At 73.6% G+C, this 18,663-nt stretch carries 11 protein-coding genes; 3 read left to right on the top strand and 8 right to left on the bottom strand.

Annotated elements, in window-relative coordinates; genetic code table 11:
• Positions 1-3: 3 nt before the first annotated feature.
• A complete protein-coding gene (locus AOQ37_RS01810) occupies positions 4-900 on the bottom strand; it encodes an MBL fold metallo-hydrolase (protein WP_062640408.1) in 897 nt (298 codons plus the stop codon).
• Between the two features lie 95 nt (positions 901-995).
• On the opposite strand from AOQ37_RS01810, the gene AOQ37_RS01805 reads away from it, so the two are divergent.
• Entirely contained in the window at positions 996-1,910 is a 915-nt protein-coding gene (locus AOQ37_RS01805; RefSeq protein WP_062640406.1) for an AraC family transcriptional regulator, read from the top strand.
• Here AOQ37_RS01805 and AOQ37_RS01800 read toward each other — a convergent pair.
• From AOQ37_RS01800 to AOQ37_RS01780, 5 genes are all read right to left on the bottom strand, one after another.
• Positions 1,907-3,526, bottom strand: a complete 1,620-nt coding sequence (locus AOQ37_RS01800) for a serine/threonine-protein kinase (protein ID WP_062640404.1) — start codon at positions 3,524-3,526, stop codon at positions 1,907-1,909. The genes AOQ37_RS01805 and AOQ37_RS01800 overlap by 4 nt on opposite strands.
• 92 nt (positions 3,527-3,618) lie before the next feature.
• A complete protein-coding gene (locus AOQ37_RS01795; protein ID WP_062640403.1) occupies positions 3,619-5,280 on the bottom strand; it encodes a serine/threonine-protein kinase in 1,662 nt (553 codons plus the stop codon).
• Between the two features lie 72 nt (positions 5,281-5,352).
• The gene (locus AOQ37_RS01790; protein ID WP_062640401.1) at positions 5,353-7,089 is read right to left on the bottom strand and encodes a serine/threonine protein kinase; all 1,737 of its coding nucleotides are present in this window, start codon (positions 7,087-7,089) and stop codon (positions 5,353-5,355) included.
• Between the two features lie 171 nt (positions 7,090-7,260).
• Positions 7,261-9,984, bottom strand: coding sequence for a serine/threonine kinase C-terminal domain-containing protein (locus AOQ37_RS01785; protein WP_062641358.1), 2,724 nt, complete (start codon positions 9,982-9,984; stop codon positions 7,261-7,263).
• A 188-nt stretch (positions 9,985-10,172) separates the two neighbouring features.
• A complete protein-coding gene (locus AOQ37_RS01780) occupies positions 10,173-12,335 on the bottom strand; it encodes a serine/threonine-protein kinase (protein ID WP_062640399.1) in 2,163 nt (720 codons plus the stop codon).
• Between the two features lie 252 nt (positions 12,336-12,587).
• Here AOQ37_RS01780 and AOQ37_RS01775 point away from each other — a divergent pair, with 252 nt between their 5' ends.
• The gene (locus tag AOQ37_RS01775; RefSeq protein WP_062640397.1) at positions 12,588-13,631 is read left to right on the top strand and encodes a serine hydrolase domain-containing protein; all 1,044 of its coding nucleotides are present in this window, start codon (positions 12,588-12,590) and stop codon (positions 13,629-13,631) included.
• A 127-nt stretch (positions 13,632-13,758) separates the two neighbouring features.
• Here the strand turns inward: AOQ37_RS01775 and AOQ37_RS01770 are convergent, their stop codons facing one another.
• A complete protein-coding gene (locus tag AOQ37_RS01770) occupies positions 13,759-15,465 on the bottom strand; it encodes a glycerol-3-phosphate dehydrogenase/oxidase (protein ID WP_078889932.1) in 1,707 nt (568 codons plus the stop codon).
• Positions 15,466-15,865: 400 nt separating this feature from the next.
• On the opposite strand from AOQ37_RS01770, the gene AOQ37_RS01765 reads away from it, so the two are divergent.
• Positions 15,866-17,074, top strand: a complete 1,209-nt coding sequence (locus AOQ37_RS01765; protein WP_062640388.1) for a nucleotide sugar dehydrogenase — start codon at positions 15,866-15,868, stop codon at positions 17,072-17,074.
• A 434-nt stretch (positions 17,075-17,508) separates the two neighbouring features.
• On the opposite strand, the gene AOQ37_RS01760 is transcribed toward AOQ37_RS01765, so the two are convergent.
• Complete coding sequence (locus AOQ37_RS01760; RefSeq protein ID WP_057602914.1) at positions 17,509-18,633, bottom strand: GuaB3 family IMP dehydrogenase-related protein; 1,125 nt, start codon at positions 18,631-18,633, stop codon at positions 17,509-17,511.
• Positions 18,634-18,663: the final 30 nt, after the last annotated feature.

The following is an 18,663-nucleotide window of genomic DNA, read 5'->3' as shown; positions in this document are numbered from 1 at the left end:
CCCTCACCTGCCCAGGGCGAACCGTCCCGTTTCCAGCCGCCGCACCTCCACCGCCCCGGCCCCCGCGAAGTGCGCCGGTATCACCAACTCCCCTTCTGCCGCTGCCCGTTGCAGGATCCTGTTCCGCTGAGTCGCCGCGCGGCCGGGGTCGAGGCAGAAGCAACTGCTGCACTCGGGCCGCAGCACCTGCACGGGGTTGTGCAGCAAGTCGCCGACGAACACGGCCCGTTCGCCGCGCGAGGCGACCCGCAGGACGGCCGAGCCGGGGGTGTGGCCGGCGGCCGACTCCAGGGTGAGGTGCTCGTCGACGCGGTGCTCCCCCTCCCAGAGCACCGCCTGTCCGGCCCGGTGCACCGGAGCGACACTGTCCTCGTAGACCAGGCGGTCGTCCTCGCGCTCTCCCCCGCCGTAGCCGCCCGCGGGGCCGAAATAGGCGTCGTCGGCGGCCGGGAGGAGGTAGGCGGCGCGGGGAAAGGCCGGCACCCACTCCCCCTCGACGTCGACGGTGTTCCAGCCGACGTGGTCCGCGTGGATATGGGTGTTGACCACGATGTCGACGTCCTGCGGGCGCACCCCAGCCGCTTCCAGCCGCCCCGGGAGATCCCCCTCCCGCCGGTGGAAGTGCGGGAGACCGGGCCGCTCCCGCCCGTTGCCGACGCCGGTGTCGACCAGGACCGTGCGGCCGGCGCTGCGCACGACCCAGGTCTGGAGCGCCGACATCACCCGGCCGCTGTCGGGGTCCCAGTGGTCCGGGGCGAGCAGCTCGCGATGTTCCTTCCACACCTCGGGGCCGCAGCCGGGGACGAGATCGGAGGCGGGCACGAAGAGGGACTGCCACTCGACCACCCGGAGGATCTCGACGTCTCCGACCGTGAAACTCTGCACATGTTCGTCCGTCATGTCGGCGAGCCTAGGAAGCCGCCACCGAGTGTTTCGATGCCCGCAACGCTCGCTCCGATACGCGTGCGCCTCACCCGCTCTCCTACCCTTCGCTCATGGACGTGGTGAGCGACGCGATCTCCTCGGTACGCACCGGACGGCCTCACGCCGACCGGCTGGAGGTGGGCGGCCGCTGGTGCACCCGGATCGCCGCCTACGAGGGCGCCGGGTTCCATGTCGTCCTGGCGGGAAGCTGCTGGCTCCTGCCGGAGGGCGGCACCGGGATCCACCTCGGCCCGGGGGACGTCGTGCTGCTGCCGCACGGCGCGGGGCATGTGCTGGCCGACGGGCCGGTGGACGCGGCGACGGCCGCCCGGGCGGTGCCGTTCGAGAAGGTCCGGCCCGGTCACCGCGCGGGTGACGTGGAGCTGCTGTGCGGCAAGTACCGCCTGGACCGCAGCCGTACGCACCCGCTGCTGGCCGAGCTGCCCCAGGTCGTGCACCTGGCGAACCGGGCCGACCGGCCGGCCGAACTCCGCGGCGCGGTCGACCTGCTGGCCCATGAGCTCGACGGCCGCCGGCCGGGTTCCTCCCTGGCCCTGCCCGGCCTGCTCGACCTGCTGCTGGTCTACATGGTCCGGGCCTGGCTGGCGCGGGCCGCGGCGGGCACCTGGCCGGCCGTCCTGGGCGACCCGGTGACCACGGCCGCGCTGCGCGCGCTGCACGCGGACCCGGCCGCGCCCTGGACCAACGACGCTCTCGCGGCCCGGGCGGGTGTCTCCCGGGCGACGCTGGCGCGCCGCTTCACCGCACTGGTCGGCCGGCCGCCGATGGCGTACCTCACGTGGTGGCGGCTGACGCTCGCCGCGGCCCGGCTGCGGGAGACCGACGCGCCGCTGGCGACGGTGGCCCGGGAGACGGGGTACGGCAGTCCGTACGCCCTCTCCCACGCCTTCAGCCGGGAGTTCGGGACGACACCGGGGAGGTACCGGGCCCAGCCGCTCCACAACGCCGGCCAAGGCCTGACCTAGAGCTTGTCGATCTTCAGGTTGGCGATCGCGGTGCGGGCCACCTCGCGGCCGCGCGCGGTGAAGTCACCCTTGCCCGGGTAGCCGATCATCAGTTTGTACATGTCCCCGCCGGTCGACTTGTAGTACAGGATCCGGAGTTCCCGCGGGGCGGGATCCTGGGTGTCGTCGGTGGTGTAGGAGACCGTGTTCCCGGCCGCCTTGCGGTCATGGAAGGTCATGTTGTCGTCGGTCGAGGTCTTCGGCGCCTTCGGCATGTCGAGCTCGTAGCTGCCGGATTCCTTGAAGTCCCCGTCGTCGGCGTACATCTCGGCGGCCGCGGAGGCCTTGATCTCGTGGCCGGTGTCCTCCGCCTTGCGGCTCACCAGCAGCACGACCGAGATCGCGCCGCTCGGATCGGTGTAGCTGACCCAGTGTTCGTCGTCGGCGGCGTTCTTCCCGGGTTCGCCGCGTACGTAGGTGTCGGGCACCGCCAGCGTCGCGGTGACGGTCTTCTCGGGCTTCGTCGCCCAGCCGTCCGGCAGCGGCCCCGCGAACGGGTCGGCGACCACCAGGTACACCGCCACCGCGGCCGCGACGACCGCCGCGCCGAGCCCGGTCCACACCGCGCGACCGAACCGGCGCCGGGCGGGCGGGGCGGCTTCGTGCCGCACGACCTGGGTGAGCCGGGGCTCTGGCGCGGGCGGGTTCGCGGCGGCCTCCAGCAGCGCCCGCACCCGGGCGGCGGCCGGACGGCGCGCCGGGTCCTTCTCCAGGAGCCCGTTGACGGCCTCGGCGAGCGGGCCCTGGGCCGCGGCGGGCGGCGCGGGCACGGCGTTGAGGACGGACTGGAGCGTGGCCGGGGTGTTGCTGCGGCGGAACGGCGAGACGCCCTCCGTCGCCGCGTACAGCACCACGCCCAGGGACCACAGGTCGGAGGCCGGGCCGGGACGCTGGCCCAGCACCCGCTCGGGGGCGATGAACTCGGGCGAGCCGACGATGCCGCCGGTGTCGGTCAGGTTCGTCTCGCCCTCGATCCGGGCGATGCCGAAGTCCGTGAGGACGATCCGGTCGTGCCGGCCGAGGAGGATGTTTTCCGGCTTCACGTCCCGGTGCAGGATGCCGGCCGCGTGCGCGGCCTCCAGCGCGCCGAGCACCGCCAGGCCGACCCGGGCCGCCTCCCGCGCGCCGAGCGTGCCCTCCTGGAGGGCGTCGCCGAGCGAGCGTCCGTGGACCAGCTCCATCACGATCCACGGCCGGCCGTCGACGACCGCCACGTCGTGCACGTTCACCACGGCGGGATGGTCCAGCCGGGCCGCGGCCCGCGCCTCCCGGCGCATCCGCTCGAAGACGTTGGCCTGTTCACGTTCGGGCAGGTGGTCCGGTACGCGGGGTTCCTTGACGGCGACCTCGCGGTCCACCGTCTCGTCCTTGGCGCGCCACACCGTGCCCATGCCGCCGTGCCCGAGCTTGGCGAGCAGCCGGTAGCGTCCCGCGATGAGCCTCCCGACGCCCGGCTCCTGCGGCGGGGCAACCCGGACGGGCACCGCGGACTGCTGCGGCGGCACCGGCCTGGGCGGCTGGAGAACAAAACTCGTCGTCTCGTCGGCCTCGTGACCGGCGCCCCCGTCGAAACTCATGGGTCCATCCCTATCGCGCCAGACAGACCGGTTTCCACCGGCGGCGCACACCGGTCACAGACCCGTGACGCGTCATGCGCCTTATCTCCCGTTTAGGTCGATACGACGAACGTGTCGACCGCGACGTCGAAGTACTCGCGCGCCTCCCGCACCTTGCCGACCGGCGCCGACACCCACACGTCGTACAGCAGCCCGCCCTCCTCCCAGCACAGGTCGTAGGTGTGCCGGGGCCCCTCCGCCGCGCTGAAGCCGTTCCAGGTGAACTCCCACAGGGCGGCGGGGCGCGTGCCGTGACGCGTCTCGGTGACCCGGCCGTCGTGGTAACCCGGGTTGGTGTCCGGGCCCCTGGCCGCGGCGGACTCCATCACGGCGAGCGGGCCGCCGGGTCGGACGGCGGCGACCTTGATGCCGAGCCGGAAGACCTGGCCCGGGGACATGTAGAAGACCCGCTCGCCCTGCGGCACCCGGGTGAAGTCCTCCGGGACGGCGAGCGAGAACCCGGCCGGATCCACCGCCACGCGGTAGCCGGAGGGGGCGGTCGGCCCGCCGGGCCGGTCGTCCGAGGCGGCGGAGGCGGAGCCTGCCGGGGCGGACACGGCGGACCGGGCGGGCCCGGAGGACGTGGCGGAACCGGACGGGGAACGGGTGGCCGAGGGGGTCCCGGTGGGCGTGGCGCCCGCCGAGCCGCCGCTCCCCGTGGAGCCCGGCGCCGAACTCGTCGGGGTGCGTCCGCCGTCGCCGTCACCGTTCAGCAGGAGAGCCGCCGCCGACACGCCCGCCCCCGCCATCGCGGCGACCAGCAGCGCGGCGACCAGCACACCCCGCGTGGAACGCTCCCTGGCCGGTGGCTGCCACGCCGGCCGGGACAGGTCCGCCTGGGTCGGCGTGTACCGCGAGGACACCGGCGTCGGCGTACGCCCGGTGTCCAGGTAGGCGCGCAGCATCCGCTCCGCCTCCGCGGCGCCGAGCCGCCGGTCCGGATCGCGTTCCAGCAGCCCCCGCACGACGGGCAGCAGCGGCTCGGCCTGCGCGGGGGTGCGGATCTCGGCGAAGACGACGGCGTGCAGGATGCCGCCCAACGAATCGCGCCGGAAGGGCGATTCGCCGCTCAGCGCGGTGCACAGCAGCGCGCCCAGCGACCACAGGTCGGACTCCGCGCCGGTCCGCGCCCCGGACATCCGCTCCGGCGCGGTGTACTCGGGCGAGCCGACGAACGACCCGGTCTCGGTGAGCGTGGTGGCGCCCGAGACCTGCGCGATGCCGAAGTCGGTGAGGACGACGCGGTCGCTGTCGCGTTCGAGCAGGACGTTCGCGGGCTTGATGTCCCGGTGCAGGATCCCGGCCGTGTGGGCGGCGCGCAGCGCCCCGAGCAGGGCGATCCCGATGCGGGCCGCCTCGGCCGGCGGGATCGGCCCCCGTGCGGCGATCCGGTCGGCGAGCGAGCCGCCGTCGATCAGCTCCATGACGATGTACGGACGTTCGCCTTCCTCGACGACGTCGTGCACGACGATGATGTGCGGGTGGCTCAGCTGGGCCACCGCGCGGGCCTCGCGCAGGGTCCGGTCGCGGCGGCCGCGCGCCTCCTCGTCGGAGAGCGTGTCGTCCTGGGTCAGCTCCTTGACGGCGACCCGCCGCCCGAGCAACTGGTCGGTGGCGCCCCACACGACCCCCATGCCTCCGCGCCCGAGTCTCGCGTCCAGCCGGTAACGGCCCGCGATGACCCGTGCGGTGTCCCCGCCCCCCTCTGTCCCCATGGGCTCATCATGCCCCACCGGACGTCACGCTTCCGGGGCGCCGTCCGGCCAACTACCGGGACGGGCACGGCTCTACGCGGTCGGCTCCCGCCAGCTTTGCAGTACCTTCCTGAACTGCTCGGCCGCCTCGGGCCAGTCCTCGGCCGGCGAGGACATGTAGATCGCGTACTCGGTGCCGTCGCGGGCCACGTAGGTCTCCTCGATCGCGCGGCGCGGCCCGGGGAACTCCGTGTCCTTCGCCTGCGCGGTCCAGGTGTACTCCCACTCGGCACCGTCCCGGTCCCGGTAGACGTTCTTCTCCAGGGTGACCCGGCGGTAGTCGACCAGCCGCTGGAGCTGCTGTTCCAGGTCGACCTGGTGCGCGTACGGGTCGCTGAAGTCGGGGGACCTGTCGAGGGCGATCCGGAGGAAGTGCTCGCCGCCGTCGGGCGAGTAGTCGATCTGCTTGAGGTCGCCGTCGTCCTGGAACACCTCCCGCTCCCAGCCCTCGGGGAGGGAGAGCCCGAAGCCCAGCGGGTCGTCGACCTCCAGCCAGGAGTCGGCGGGGGTGCTCGTCGCGGACGGGGTGCTCGGGCTCGGCGAGGCGGACGCCGACGCGGACGCGGACGACGACGTGGACCCACCGGTGTCCTGCCGCCCCTCGTCCCACTTCTGCCACGCCACCGCCGTACCGCCGCCGACCAGCGCGGCGAGGACGACCACGAGCGCCAGCACCCGACGACGACGCCGGGGCGGCGGGGACTGCGGGGTGGCCGGTTCCGCACCGGGACGCGTCGGCCCCACGGCGGTCGCGGCGGTCACCTGGTGACCGTGCCGACCGGGATGGCCCGCGTGGCCGGGGTGGCCGGGGACGGGCGTCGCCGCATCCGGTGCCAACGGGAGGTACGCGGTGCCGGCCGTCGGGTGGGACGGCGGATGCGCCACGGGGTGGTCCCCCGAGGCCCGGTCGGGCCCTCCGTACTGCGTCGGCACATACGCCTGCGCCCTGGCGGGACGCCGGCCCTCGGCCGCTTCGGCGAGGAGCTGCTCGGTCTCGGCGGTGTCCGGACGGGCGGCCGGGTCCTTGCGCAGCAGAGCGGTGATGACGGGCCCGAGCGGGCCGGCGTACGCGGGGTCGGCGGCCTCCTCCTCGACGACGGCCTGAAGGGTGGTCAGGGGCGAGGTGCGCCGGAACGGCGACCGCCCCTCGACCGCCGTGTACAGCGTCGCGCCCAGCGCCCACAGGTCCGAGGACGGCCCCGGGTCCTGCCCGCGCACCCGCTCGGGGGCCAGGTAGTCGACCGAGCCGACGACCTCGCCGGTGCGGGTGATGGTGCTGTCGCCCTCGATCTGGGCGATGCCGAAGTCGGTGAGGAGGACCCGGCCGTCGTGCGAGAGCAGCACGTTGCCGGGCTTGACGTCACGGTGCAGGACCCCGGCGGAGTGCGCGGCCCGCAGGGCACGCAGCACCCACAGCCCGATCCGGGCGGCCTCGGTGGGCTCGATCCGCCCGTCCTCCTTGACCGCGTCGGCCAGCGAGCGGCCCTCGACCAGCTCCATCACGATCCACGGACGGCCGTCGTGCTCGAGGACGTCGTGCACGGTGACCACGGCGGAGTGGTTGATCCGGGCGGCCGCCCGGGCCTCCGCCCTGGTCCGCGCCAGCAGAACGGCCTGGTCGCCCTCCGCGACATAGAGCGCCGCCGTCAACTCCTTGATGGCGACGGCCCTGTGGAGCAGCTCGTCGTGCGCACGCCACACCCGGCCCATACCGCCGCTCCCGATGGCGTCGGCGAGCCGGTAGCGGCCCGCCAGGAGCGCGCCCTGCATCTGATTCACGTTGCCCCGCAATGCTCTTGACACAGCCAGCGTAAGGACCGGGCCGCTTCCGGGGAACCAGCAGGGTGCCAAGGTGACAGCACTGTGACGGTTGTCGCCTCGAGGGACGGAAGGGATCCGGACGGGCCGAACACGGCCGGGCGCGGGCGGCCGGACGGGCGCTCAGCCGGTGTACTGATAGGTGGCCGACGCCTGCTCGAACAGCCGGGTCACCTCGTCCCGTTCCGCCTCCGGCCCCCTGACCTGCACGATGTGGTACCGACCCGAGATGAGGATCGCCACATTGCGGACGTACAGCTCCCGCCCGCCGCCGTCGGTCCAGGTGAACTGCCCCTCGGCCATGGTCCGGGCGCCCACCGTCGTCGTCCGCAGTCCGGAGGCCGTCGCCCAGCTGGAGTCGCGGTACGGCTGGAGCTCGCTCTCCTTCTCCCGCTGGTAGACCATCGGGTCGCTGCCGTTCGACGACGCGCTGTCGCGTCCGGGGACGACGATCAGCTCGAAGTCGCCGTGCGTGTACACGACCTGGCCGCGCCCGTTCTTCGGGGTGCGGTCCCAGCCGTTGGCCACGGCGACCCGGAAGCCGGCGTCGTCCGCGCGGACGGTGAACCCGTCGGCGACGTCCGCCCCGGACCCGCCGTTCTGCGTCTGGGTGGCCTGCGCGCCCGAGGACCCCGAGGACGGTGAGGCGCTGCCCGGTGAGGTCTGGTCGGGCCTGGGTTCGCTGCTCGCCTCGGGCGCCTGGCCGTCCGGCGTTCCGGTGGCCCCGGTCCGCCGCGAGCCGTCCGTGCCGGCGGCGCCCTCCTCGTCGGCCTTGGGCATGAAGAGCACGGCGTACGCGATGGCCCCGGCCAGCACGAGCAGGATCAGCACCAGCAGGGTGCGGCCCAGGCTGCGGGGGGAACCGCTCGGCTCCGCCCGGCCGCGTTTGTGCCGTCCATGGGTGGCGGGCAGCCCGGCCCGCCGTCTGCGCACCAGTTCGCCTCGGCGGCGGACGATCGGCAGCCGACGGGGATCGTTCGGCGGCGCGGCGACGACATAGGTGCCCGCCTCCGGCTCCGGCGCGGACCGCACCAGCGAGCGCAGCCAGCCCCGCAGTTCCTCGAAGTCGAGCCGCTCGGTCGGGTCCTGGCGCAGCAGCGACTCCACGACCGGCCTGAGCGGTCCGCACTCCTCGGCGAAGGCAGGCGGCTCGGCGCACACCATCTGCACCAACTCGGCCGTCGACTCCTCCGGATAGGGCGCGTGTCCCTGTACGGCCCTGAAGAGCAGCGCGCCCAGCGCCCACAGGTCGGTCGCGGGACCGATCGGCGCGGCCAGCTGCCAGTTCTCGTGCACCGGGCCGGCCTGTTCGGGCGCCCAGCGTTCGGTGACCGGTCCGACCACGGCCATCCGGGCCTGACGCGCCCGCTCGGCGGCCAGCGCGGTGCCGGGCCCGCGCCGCGCGACGCCTGCGGGCGCCCCGGCCGCCGACTCGTCCCACCGGGTCCCGGCGCGCCCCTCGCCCGACGGCCCCTGGCCCTGCCCCTGCCCCTGCCCGGGCACCTGGGCGCCGGGAAGGGGCGTGAGCGAAGGGTGCGGGGCCTGCGGGGCGGCGTGCGGTGCGCCACCGGGAGCGGCGGGGTGGAGGTGGGCGGGCTGTCCCTGGGCGTACCCGGCGGGTCCGGGCACGGGCGCGCCCGCGACACCGTAGGGGTCGGCGATCTGGCCGGGCGGACCGCCTGCCGGGGTCCCCTGGCCGTCGTGGGCCGGGGTCCGGGCGCCCGGCAGGGCCGCACGTCCGTTCTGCTGGGCCTCCTGGGCCTCCTGCACCCGGGCCGCCGCCCGCGCTCCCGCGCGGTACGCGGCGATCGCCCCGGCGCGCGCGGCGCGGATGTCTCCGCCGGTCTCGGTCGGCGCCCTGCGGGCCACCGCACCGGACGCCCCGCCGCCACCGGACGGTTCACCCGTCGGCACCGGCAGCGCCCCGGACGCGCGCGCCTCTATGGCGGCCCGCCGGGCGGCCTCGGGGTCGACCGTGCCGCCACCGAACCCACCCCCGCCGGAACCGACCCCGACAGGACCGCCGGGACCACCGGAACCGCCGAATCCACCGAAGCCGCCCGCCCCAGCGGGACCGGAACCGGGACCCACGGGGCCGAGAGCGCCCGGTCCGTCCTGTCGGGGCGGAATCGCGGAAGCCCGGGGCCCGACGACAGCCCCGCCTTGGCCCGCGCCGCCGTTCCCCCGGCCCGCCGGGCCCTGTTCACGCTCCGTGGCCTCCGGCGCCGGAACCGGGTCGTACCCGCACAGCGCCTCCTCCGCCGCGCCCACCGCCAGGCCGGTCAGCATGACCCGCCCGTCGTCGCAGACGAGGACCGTGCGCGCGGTGATGTTCCGGTGCACCCAGCCGTGCGCGTGCAGCACCCGCAGTGCCATGAGCACGTCGGAGGCGACCTCGGCCGCCCGGTACGGCGTCAGGGGCTTCTCGGCGAGCAGGGCCGCCAGCGGCCGCGCGGCCACCAGCTCACTCACTATCCACAGCGAGCCGCCCTCGGCGAACACGTCGAAGACCTGGTCGAGCCGAGGATGGTCGGGAATGCCGGCCGTCGCCTGCGCCGCCTCCATCGCCCGCCGGACGACGGGGTCGGCGGGCCGTCGTGTTCCCTCACCCGCGCCCCGGGGCCTCGGGCGCCGTGCCCCGCGCTCCCGGGCGGTGAACCCCTCGGGCAGCCCCTCCGCGTCGAGCACCTCGGCCTCGACCACCTCGGGCAACGGCACCTGGCGGACCAGGACTTCCTGTCCGCTGTAGGTGTCGAAGGCGCGCGACTCCGTGAGTTCGTACTCGTCGGAGGGCGGCAACGGCAGGCGGTAGCGGTCGACGAGCACTCGACCCGCGTAGTCGTCCACGTTGCCTCCCCCGGCCGCCCGGTCGGTCAATTCCGTTCGTGTCGCGTGCCGTTACAGCCGTATCCGGCCGAATAGCTGGATGCGTACGGTCCGCAAGCACTCACGATACGTGCCGGAGGCAACCCGCAAAGAGGGGATGCCAGATCTCAACCGAACACGGCTGCCCGGCGTCCGCCGCCGGGGCCGCGCTACTTCTTCGGTGTGAAGGTCTCCGTGAGCGTCTTCCAGGTCGCCTGCCGCAGCTCGGTACCCCAGGCGGCGGACTTCGCCGTGTACATCAACGCGTACCCGAGACCGTCGTTCACGACGAACCCGCGGTCGATGGTGCGGTACGCGGTCCCGCCGTCCGTGTAGGTGAACTCCCAGTCGGCCGTGTTCCAGCCCCGGTAGTCCACCGCCGCTATTCGGATCTTCTTGTACTGGGAGCGCGTCATATAGCGCTCCTGGTTCTTCCAGTCGGCGACCGGATCTCCCTTGGGCGTGGTCGTCCAGGCGACGAGCAGCTTCTGTCCGTCGGGCCCGGTGAAGCGGTCGCCCGCGGAGTCCGAGGACTGGTACTTCCACCCCGCGGGCAGCCCGATCGAGTAGCCCTGACCGCCCTGGTGCGTCGTCGACGCCTCGGCTGCCCCGGCCGTACCGGCGCCCCCCGGCGCGGACGTGTCGCCCGAAGCGGAACCCGGGGAAGCCGCGGACGCGGAGGCCCGCGAGGACTGCGAGGACGACCCGTCCGTACGGGTCCCGCTGTCCTCGTCCTCCTTGGTGTCGGCGCCGGCGCTCCCCGTGGCCACCGCCCGGGAAGCACCGCCGTCCTTCGCGCCGCCGGCGGTGTCGTCGTCCCCGCCGAGGGTGAGGGCCAGCACGGTGCCGAGCACCGCGAGCGCCACGACCACCGCGATGATCACCAGCGTCCGCTTGGGCACCACATCGGTCAGCGGTGCCCTGGGCACGGGCCGCGGCGGCAGATCCGGCGGCGTCATCACGGGCCACCCGGAACTCCGCCCGGCACCCCCGCCACTGCCCCCGCCACTGCCTCCGGCACCAACGCCTGCACCAGCCCCCGCACCCGAACCGGAACCGGAACGGGCCGACGGCACGGACGCGGACGACGACACCGAGGACGACGACGCGGCACCGGACACCGGCCGCGAGGCCGGCCCCGTCGCCGCCCGGGAAGGCGGTGCCACGGGCGCGGCGGCGGAGGCGGAAGCGGCAGCTCCGGTGCCCCGGGCCGCATCGCCCTTCCGCGCGTCACCGTCCCGCGCCTCGGACGTGCCCACGGAACCGGAGGCACTCGTGCCGTTCGCCGACTTGGCGCGGGCCGCGGCCGCCGAGGTAGCGGCGCCCGCCGCGACGGCGGCCTTGCGCACGGACCGGAAGGCGCCGCGCAGCTTCTCGCCCGCCTCCGCGCCCGCCGAACTCCCCCGGCCCCCGGCGGCGTCCGGCAGAACCGGCAACGGCACGACCTTCGTCGCGTCGACCGGCTCGGCGTGCCGCGGCTCGGGCGCGTGCAGCACGGCGTTGAACATCGCCCGCGCACCGGCGTCGTCGAGCCGTCGCGCGGGGTCCTTGGTGAGCAGCCCGTAGATGACGTCCTTCAGCGGACCCGCGTTCTTCGGCTCCTCCAACTGCTCGGTCATCACCGCGGTGAGCGTGGCGATCGCCGAGCCCTTGTCGTACGGGGGCGAGCCCTCGACCGCCGCGTACAGCAGACCGCCGAGCGACCAGAGGTCGGCCGCCGGGCCCGGCTTGTGACCGCGGGCCCGCTCCGGGGAGATGTACGAGGGCGCGCCGACGAGCATGCCGGTGGAGGTGATGGACGGATCGCCCTCGACCTGCGCGATGCCGAAGTCGGTCAGCACGACCCGGCCGTCCTCGGCGATCAGCACGTTCGACGGCTTCACGTCACGGTGCAGGATGCCCTCGCGGTGCGCCGAACGCAGCACGTCGAGGATGGCCAGCCCGACCTCCGCCGCGCGCTTCGGCTCCAGCACGCCGTCCTCACGGATGACCTCGGCGAGCGACTTGCCCTCGACGAGTTCCATCACGATCCACGGCCGGTCGTCCTCCTCGACCACGTCGAAGACCGTCACCGCGCTGTTGTTGCGGATCCGCGCGATGGCCTTGGCCTCGCGCAACGTCCGCGTGATCAGCCGGCGCTTCTCGTCCTCGTCGATGTTCCCCGGGAACCGCAGCTCCTTGACGGCGACCGTGCGTCCGAGGGTCTCGTCCTCCGCGCGCCACACCGTCCCCATGCCGCCGCGGCCGAGTACGTCTCCCAGCCGGTACCGCCCGGCGAGGAGACGTGCGCTCTTGTCCTGACGGGATGCTCCCGCCCGCTCCGCCTCCGACATGCGTCCCCTCATGCAACCCGCCCTGACAGAGCCTCCATTGTCCCTCACCCGACAAGTGCCCGACGCCCAGGGTGCCTCTCATCCCCTTCCGGCCGCACTCGGGAGCGGTGCATTCCGGCCAGAAGGTGCAGCACGCTCCGGCCACAGGGCCCCACGGGCCCCTTTCGCGGGGCGGGGACCCGCTGAAGTGAGACACCACCGGCCCTGGATGATGGGGCTGCCGGGGAAGGAGAGCAGAAGGGAGGAGTCGTGATGCGACCGCTGCGGAGCATGGTGGCCGGACCCGTGGCCCTCGCGCTCCTCGGCCTGTTCGCGACCGGCTCACAGGCCGCCCCCGCACCGCCCACGGCCTCCCTCCTCCCGCTGCTCCTCACCCGGGGCAAGGCGCCCGCCGCCGCCCTGCTGGCCGGTGAGGAGAGCGGCACCCGCTACGCGGAGGCCGGCCCCGGCGTCTCCCGCTCCGACCATTTCCGGGCCGGCAGCATCACGAAGACCTTCCTCGCCACCGTCGTGCTCCAACTGGCCTCCGAGCACCGGCTGTCGCTGTCCGACACGGTGGAGTCGCACCTGCCGGGCCTGGTGCGCGGGGCGGGCAACGACGGGCGCGCGCTGACCCTGCGTTCCCTGCTCACCCACACCAGTGGCCTGTACGACTTCACCCGGGACACCGAGGGAGTCGTGCCCGTCCTCCCGCTGCAAGCCGTCCGTATCGCCGTCACCCACCCTCCGGCCGACCGCGGCCGCTTCGCCTACTCCAACACCAACTACGTCCTGCTCGGCCTGGTGGTCGAGCGGGTCACCGGCCGCCCGTACGCCACGGAGGCGAAGCGGCGGATCATCTCTCCGCTGGGTCTGACGGGCACCTCCTTCCCCGGCTCCCGCACCTCTCTGCCCTCCCCGCACGGCCATGCCTATGCCCCGGACGGGACCGACGTCACCGCACTCGACCCGCGGGTGGCCGGGGCCGCGGGCGAGCTGGTGACCACGCTCACCGACCTGAACCGCTTCTACGCGGCGCTGCTCGGCGGCGAACTGCTGCCCCCGCGCCGGCTGCGCGAGATGCTCGACACCCGTACCGCACACGGCTCGTACGGCATGGGTCTGTTCCCCGTGAAGCTCCCGTGCGGCGTCACGGTGTGGGGACACAACGGCCGGATCACCGGAAGCTACGTGCGCACCGCGGCCACCGTCGACGGTCGGCGTGTCCTCACCTTCCGGGTGAACACGACGGCGATCGCAGACCCCGCCCTCGAACCGGCCCTGCTCGCCGCCGAGTTCTGTCCTCGCTGTCCGTAGAACGACCCGGCTCCGAACGGATATCCCGGATCGGCGCACCCGTTCGAGTGAATCGGCCCCGCGCAAGCCGAGGCGGGCGCGGGGCCGACAGGGGAATTCACCGGGCCGGGAAGGGACGTTCGGAAGTTCAGAGGGGCACGATGTCCGGCGCTCCCAGCCGGGCCGCGTCCGCCGTCAGGTCGTCGGGCTGACGCTGGGACTCCCGCTCGGCCTCCACCCGCTTCTCGTAGTGCTGGACCTCGCGCTCGATCTGGTCCTTGTCCCAGCCGAGGACCGGCGCCATCAGCTCGGCGGCCTCACGGGCGCTGCGCGTGCCGCGGTCGAAGGTCTCGATGGAGATACGGGTGCGGCGCGTCAGGACGTCGTCGAGGTGCCGTGCCCCCTCGTGGGAGGCGGCGTAGACGATCTCGGCACGCAGGTAGTCGTCGGCGCTCTGGAGCGGCTCGCCCAGCGTCGGGTCTGTGGCGATGAGGTCCAGCACCTCCTCCGCCATCGCCCCGAAACGGTTGAGAAGATGCTCCACCCGCACCACGTGCAGCCCGGTCCGCGCCGCGATCCGCGCCCGCGCGTTCCACAGCGCCCGGTAGCCTTCCGCGCCGATCAGCGGCACGTCCTCCGTGACGCAGTCGGCGACCCGCTGGTCGAGCCCGCGCACGGCCTCGTCGACCGCGTCCTTCGCCATCACCCGGTACGTCGTGTACTTGCCGCCCGCCACGACCACCAGCCCCGGTACCGGATGCGCGACGGTGTGCTCCCGCGACAGCTTGCTGGTGGCGTCGGACTCGCCGGCCAGCAGCGGGCGCAGCCCGGCGTACACGCCCTCGACGTCGTCCCGGGAGAGCGGGACCCGCAGGACCGAGTTCACGTGTTCCAGCACGTAGTCGATGTCCGCGCTGGAGGCGGCCGGGTGGGCCTTGTCGAGGTCCCAGTCGGTGTCGGTGGTGCCGATGATCCAGTGCCGGCCCCACGGGATGACGAACAGCACGGACTTCTCGGTGCGCAGGATCAGACCGGTGGAGGAGCTGATGCGGTCCCTCGGCACGACGAGATGGATGCCCTTGGACGCGCGGACGTGGAACTGCCCGCGCTCTCCCACCATCGCTTGCGTGTCGTCGGTCCACACCCCTGTGGCGTTGACGATCTGCCGGGCGCGGATCTCGTACTCCCCTCCTCCCTCGGCGTCCTGCACACGCGCGCCCACGACCCGTTCGCCCTCGCGCAGGAAGCCCGTCACCCGCGCGCGGTTGGCCGCCTTCGCCCCGTAGGCCACGGCCGTGCGCACGAGGGTGGCGACGAAGCGGGCGTCGTCCATCTGGGCGTCGTAGTACTGCAACGCGCCGACCAGAGCGTCCTTCTTCAAGGCGGGGGCGACCCGCAGGGCGTGACCGCGGGTCAGGTGGCGGTGCGTCGGCAGGCCCCGGCCGTGCCCGCGGGCCATGGACATCGCGTCGTAGAGCGCTACGCCCGAACCGGCGTACCAGCGTTCCCAGCCCTTGTGCTGGAGCGGGTACAGGAAGGGCACGGGCTTCACGAGGTGCGGAGCGAGCCGCTCCAGCAGCAGCCCGCGCTCCTTGAGCGCTTCCCGTACGAGCGCGAAGTCGAGCATCTCCAGATAGCGCAGGCCACCGTGGATCAGTTTGCTGGACCGGCTCGACGTGCCCGACGCCCAGTCGCGCGCCTCGACCAGGCCCGTGGACAGGCCGCGTGTCACGGCGTCCAGGGCGGTGCCCGCGCCGACCACACCGGCTCCCACCACGAGCACGTCCAGCTCCCGCTCGGCCATGGCTGCCAGTGACTCGGCTCGCTGTGCCGGCCCCAGTGTCGCTGTCCTCACCGCTGCCTCCCGTACAGGTCGCGCCGGCCGCACCCTCAGGGCGAGATCCGGTTCGTATCCCTCATGCCCAAATTCTGACCGCGATGCCCCGCTTCAGCCACCACTCGCCCCCAGCCTGTGGACAACTCCCACGGAACCTGAACCGACCCTTCCGGAGAACGCGACGGAGGCCACGGGCCGTCACGGCTGGTCGCTGCCGGTCGTCGCCGACCGCCGCAGCCGCGGGTCGCCGCCGCTCGGCGCACGGCCCGGGCAGGCCGATCGACACAACCGCCAACACAGTCGATCAATCCCGCATAACGGTCATATTTACTCCTAGTCTGACATTGCGCTCGCCCACTCTGTCCACCGGGCTTGCGCACCTGTCCCACCTCGGTTACTGGGAAGGACGGCATACGCCATGCCCGCAGATCTCGCCGTCATCGGACTCGGCCCGTTCGGCCTGCCCCTGGCCCAGGCCGCCGTGGCCGCCGGAATCCCCACCATCGGCTACCGCACCGGCCCCGAGGCCGGCTCCCTCAGCCCCGCCGAACTGCGCCGGATGCTCTCGGGAGGCTTCCGGCCCGCCACCAACCCCGCCGAGCTGGGCCGGGTACGCACCGCCGTCATCTGCGCCCCCACCCCACGCGACGCGGACGGCGGGCTCGACCTGACCCAGCTGGAAACGGCCGCCCGCACCCTCGCCGGGCACCTGCGCCCGCACACCACCGTGATCCTCGAGTCGCCCGTGTACCCGGGCGCCACGGAGGACTTCCTGCGGCCTCTGCTGGAGGAGACCTCCGGCCTGCGCGCGGGACGCGACTTCCACCTGGCCTACTCCCCCAGCCGGGTCGACCCGGGTACCCGCGCCTTCAACCCGGCCAACACCCCGAAGGTCATCGGCGGTCTCACCCCCGCCTGCACCGAGTCCGCCGCCGCCTTCTACGGCCGTCTCACCGACAAGGTGGTACGCGCGCGTGGCCTGCGGGAGGCCGAGACCGTGCAACTCCTGGAGACCAACTTCCGGCACGTGAACATCGCCCTCGTCAACGAGATGGCCGTCCTCTGCCACGACCTCGGCGTCGACCTGTGGGACGTCGTCCGCTGCGCGGAGACCAAGCCCTTCGGCTTCGAGGCCTTCCGCCCCGGCCCCGGGGTCGGCGGCCACTCCGTCCCCCTGGACCGGACCGGCCACTCCGGCAGCCCGCTGCGCATGGTCGAACTGGCCCAGCAGGTCAACAGCCGGATGCCCCGCTACGTCGTCCAGCGCGCCGCCGCCCTCCTCAACGAGCACGGCAAGTCGGCGCGGGGCGCGCGCGTGCTGCTGCTCGGCGTCACCTACAAGCCCGACCTCGCCGACCAGCAGAACACCCCCGCGCGCGAGATCGCGATCCGCCTGATGGAGCTCGGCGCCGCCGTCAGCTACAACGACCCGCACGTCCCGTCCTGGAGCGTCCTGGACCGCCCGGTGCCGCGCGCCGACTCCCTGTACGAGGCCGCGGCGGACGCCGACCTGACGATCCTCCTCCAGCAGCACCGGACGTACGACCTCCAGGGCCTGTCGGTGAAGGCGCAGCTGCTGCTGGACACGCGGGGGGCCACCCCTACGGGGGCGGCGCACCGGTTGTGAGCCGGGGCGCACACGGCCGCCCAGGGCTCCGGGGGCTGGTGGCGTGCGCCACCGCCCGCCGGTAACGTACGGAACAGGCGGAGCCCACCGCAGCGGTCACTGCGGCAGGCTCCAGGATGCATCACGGAATCTCCGCCCCTACGTGTGTTGGGGGCGGCCGCTCACCATCCGAAAAGACGCAAGATCCACCTCCTCCGGCACCGCACCGTCCGAAGCGGTCCCAGCGGGTGGGCTTGCGGTGACGTCCAACGGGCGCCCCCTTCCACGACGCCGCCATGGCCCACGCCCCCCTGACCAGCCCGGTTCCGCCCCGAACGCGACCGCGCGCCCCCGCTCCGCGTCACCCGCCCCGGCCCGTCCGGGCATGCGAAAGGGGCCGGCCACCTCACCCGAGTGAGTTGACCGGCCCCTGCCGACGTCCTACGGAGAAGCGCCTATCGGCGGTGCACCGAGTCCGCCACCGTCACCTCGACGCGCTGGAACTCCTTCAGCTCGCTGTACCCGGTGGTGGCCATGGCGCGGCGCAGGGCACCGAAGAGGTTCATCGAGCCGTCGGGCGTGTGCGACGGGCCGGTGAGGACCTCCTCGATGGTGCCGACCGTGCCGAGGTCGACCTTCTGCCCACGCGGCAGCTCCTCGTTGACGGCCTCCATGCCCCAGTGGTGACCACGGCCCGGCGCGTCGGTCGCGCGCGCCAGCGGCGAGCCCATCATCACCGAGTCGGCACCGCAGGCGATCGCCTTGGCCAGGTCGCCGGACCAGCCGACGCCGCCGTCCGCGATCACGTGCACATAGCGGCCGCCGGACTCGTCCATGTAGTCACGGCGGGCCGCCGCCACGTCCGCGACCGCCGTCGCCATCGGGACCTGGATGCCCAGCACGTTGCGCGTGGTGTGCGCCGCGCCGCCGCCGAAGCCGACCAGGACGCCAGCCGCGCCCGTGCGCATCAGGTGCAGGGCCGCCGTGTAGGTGGCACAGCCGCCGACGATCACCGGGACGTCGAGCTCGTAGATGAACTGCTTCAGGTTCAGCGGCTCGTGCGAACCGGAGACGTGCTCCGCCGACACGGTCGTGCCGCGGATGACGAAGATGTCCACGCCCGCGTCCACGACGGCCTTGGAGAACTGGGCCGTGCGCTGCGGGGACAGGGCGGCCGCGGTGACCACGCCCGAGTCGCGCACCTCCTTGATGCGCTGCCCGATCAGCTCCTCCTTGATGGGAGCCGCGTAGATCTCCTGGAGGCGGCGGGTCGCGGTCTGCGCGTCCAGCTCGACGATCTCGTCGAGCAGCGGCTGCGGGTCCTCGTGCCGGGTCCACAGGCCCTCGAGGTTGAGGACGCCGAGGCCGCCCAGCTCGCCGATACGGATGGCGGTGGCCGGGGAGACGACCGAGTCCATGGGGGCGGCCAGGAAGGGCAGCTCGAACCGGTAGGCGTCGATCTGCCAGGCGATCGAGACCTCCTTCGGGTCCCGCGTACGGCGGCTGGGGACGACGGCGATGTCGTCGAAGGCGTACGCCCGGCGGCCGCGCTTGCCGCGCCCGATCTCGATCTCAGTCACGTGTGTGGCCTTTCCCTGATGCGTTGCAGC

The sequence above is a fragment of the Streptomyces maremycinicus genome, from assembly GCF_001184025.1.
Lineage (GTDB): Bacteria > Actinomycetota > Actinomycetes > Streptomycetales > Streptomycetaceae > Streptomyces > Streptomyces maremycinicus.
The sequence above is the reverse complement of the archived record's forward strand: the minus strand, read 5'-3'. Positions and strand labels throughout refer to the sequence as shown.

Excerpts from the sequence above, each read along its gene's own strand:
- AOQ37_RS01810 (WP_062640408.1), bottom strand. The coding sequence starts at position 900 with ATGACGGACGAACATGTGCAGAGTTTCACGGTCGGAGACGTCGAGATC.
- AOQ37_RS01805 (WP_062640406.1), top strand. The coding sequence starts at position 996 with ATGGACGTGGTGAGCGACGCGATCTCCTCGGTACGCACCGGACGGCCT.
- AOQ37_RS01800 (WP_062640404.1), bottom strand. The coding sequence starts at position 3,526 with ATGAGTTTCGACGGGGGCGCCGGTCACGAGGCCGACGAGACGACGAGT.
- AOQ37_RS01795 (WP_062640403.1), bottom strand. The coding sequence starts at position 5,280 with ATGGGGACAGAGGGGGGCGGGGACACCGCACGGGTCATCGCGGGCCGT.
- AOQ37_RS01790 (WP_062640401.1), bottom strand. The coding sequence starts at position 7,089 with ATGCAGGGCGCGCTCCTGGCGGGCCGCTACCGGCTCGCCGACGCCATC.
- AOQ37_RS01780 (WP_062640399.1), bottom strand. The coding sequence starts at position 12,335 with ATGTCGGAGGCGGAGCGGGCGGGAGCATCCCGTCAGGACAAGAGCGCA.
- AOQ37_RS01775 (WP_062640397.1), top strand. The coding sequence starts at position 12,588 with ATGCGACCGCTGCGGAGCATGGTGGCCGGACCCGTGGCCCTCGCGCTC.
- AOQ37_RS01765 (WP_062640388.1), top strand. The coding sequence starts at position 15,866 with ATGCCCGCAGATCTCGCCGTCATCGGACTCGGCCCGTTCGGCCTGCCC.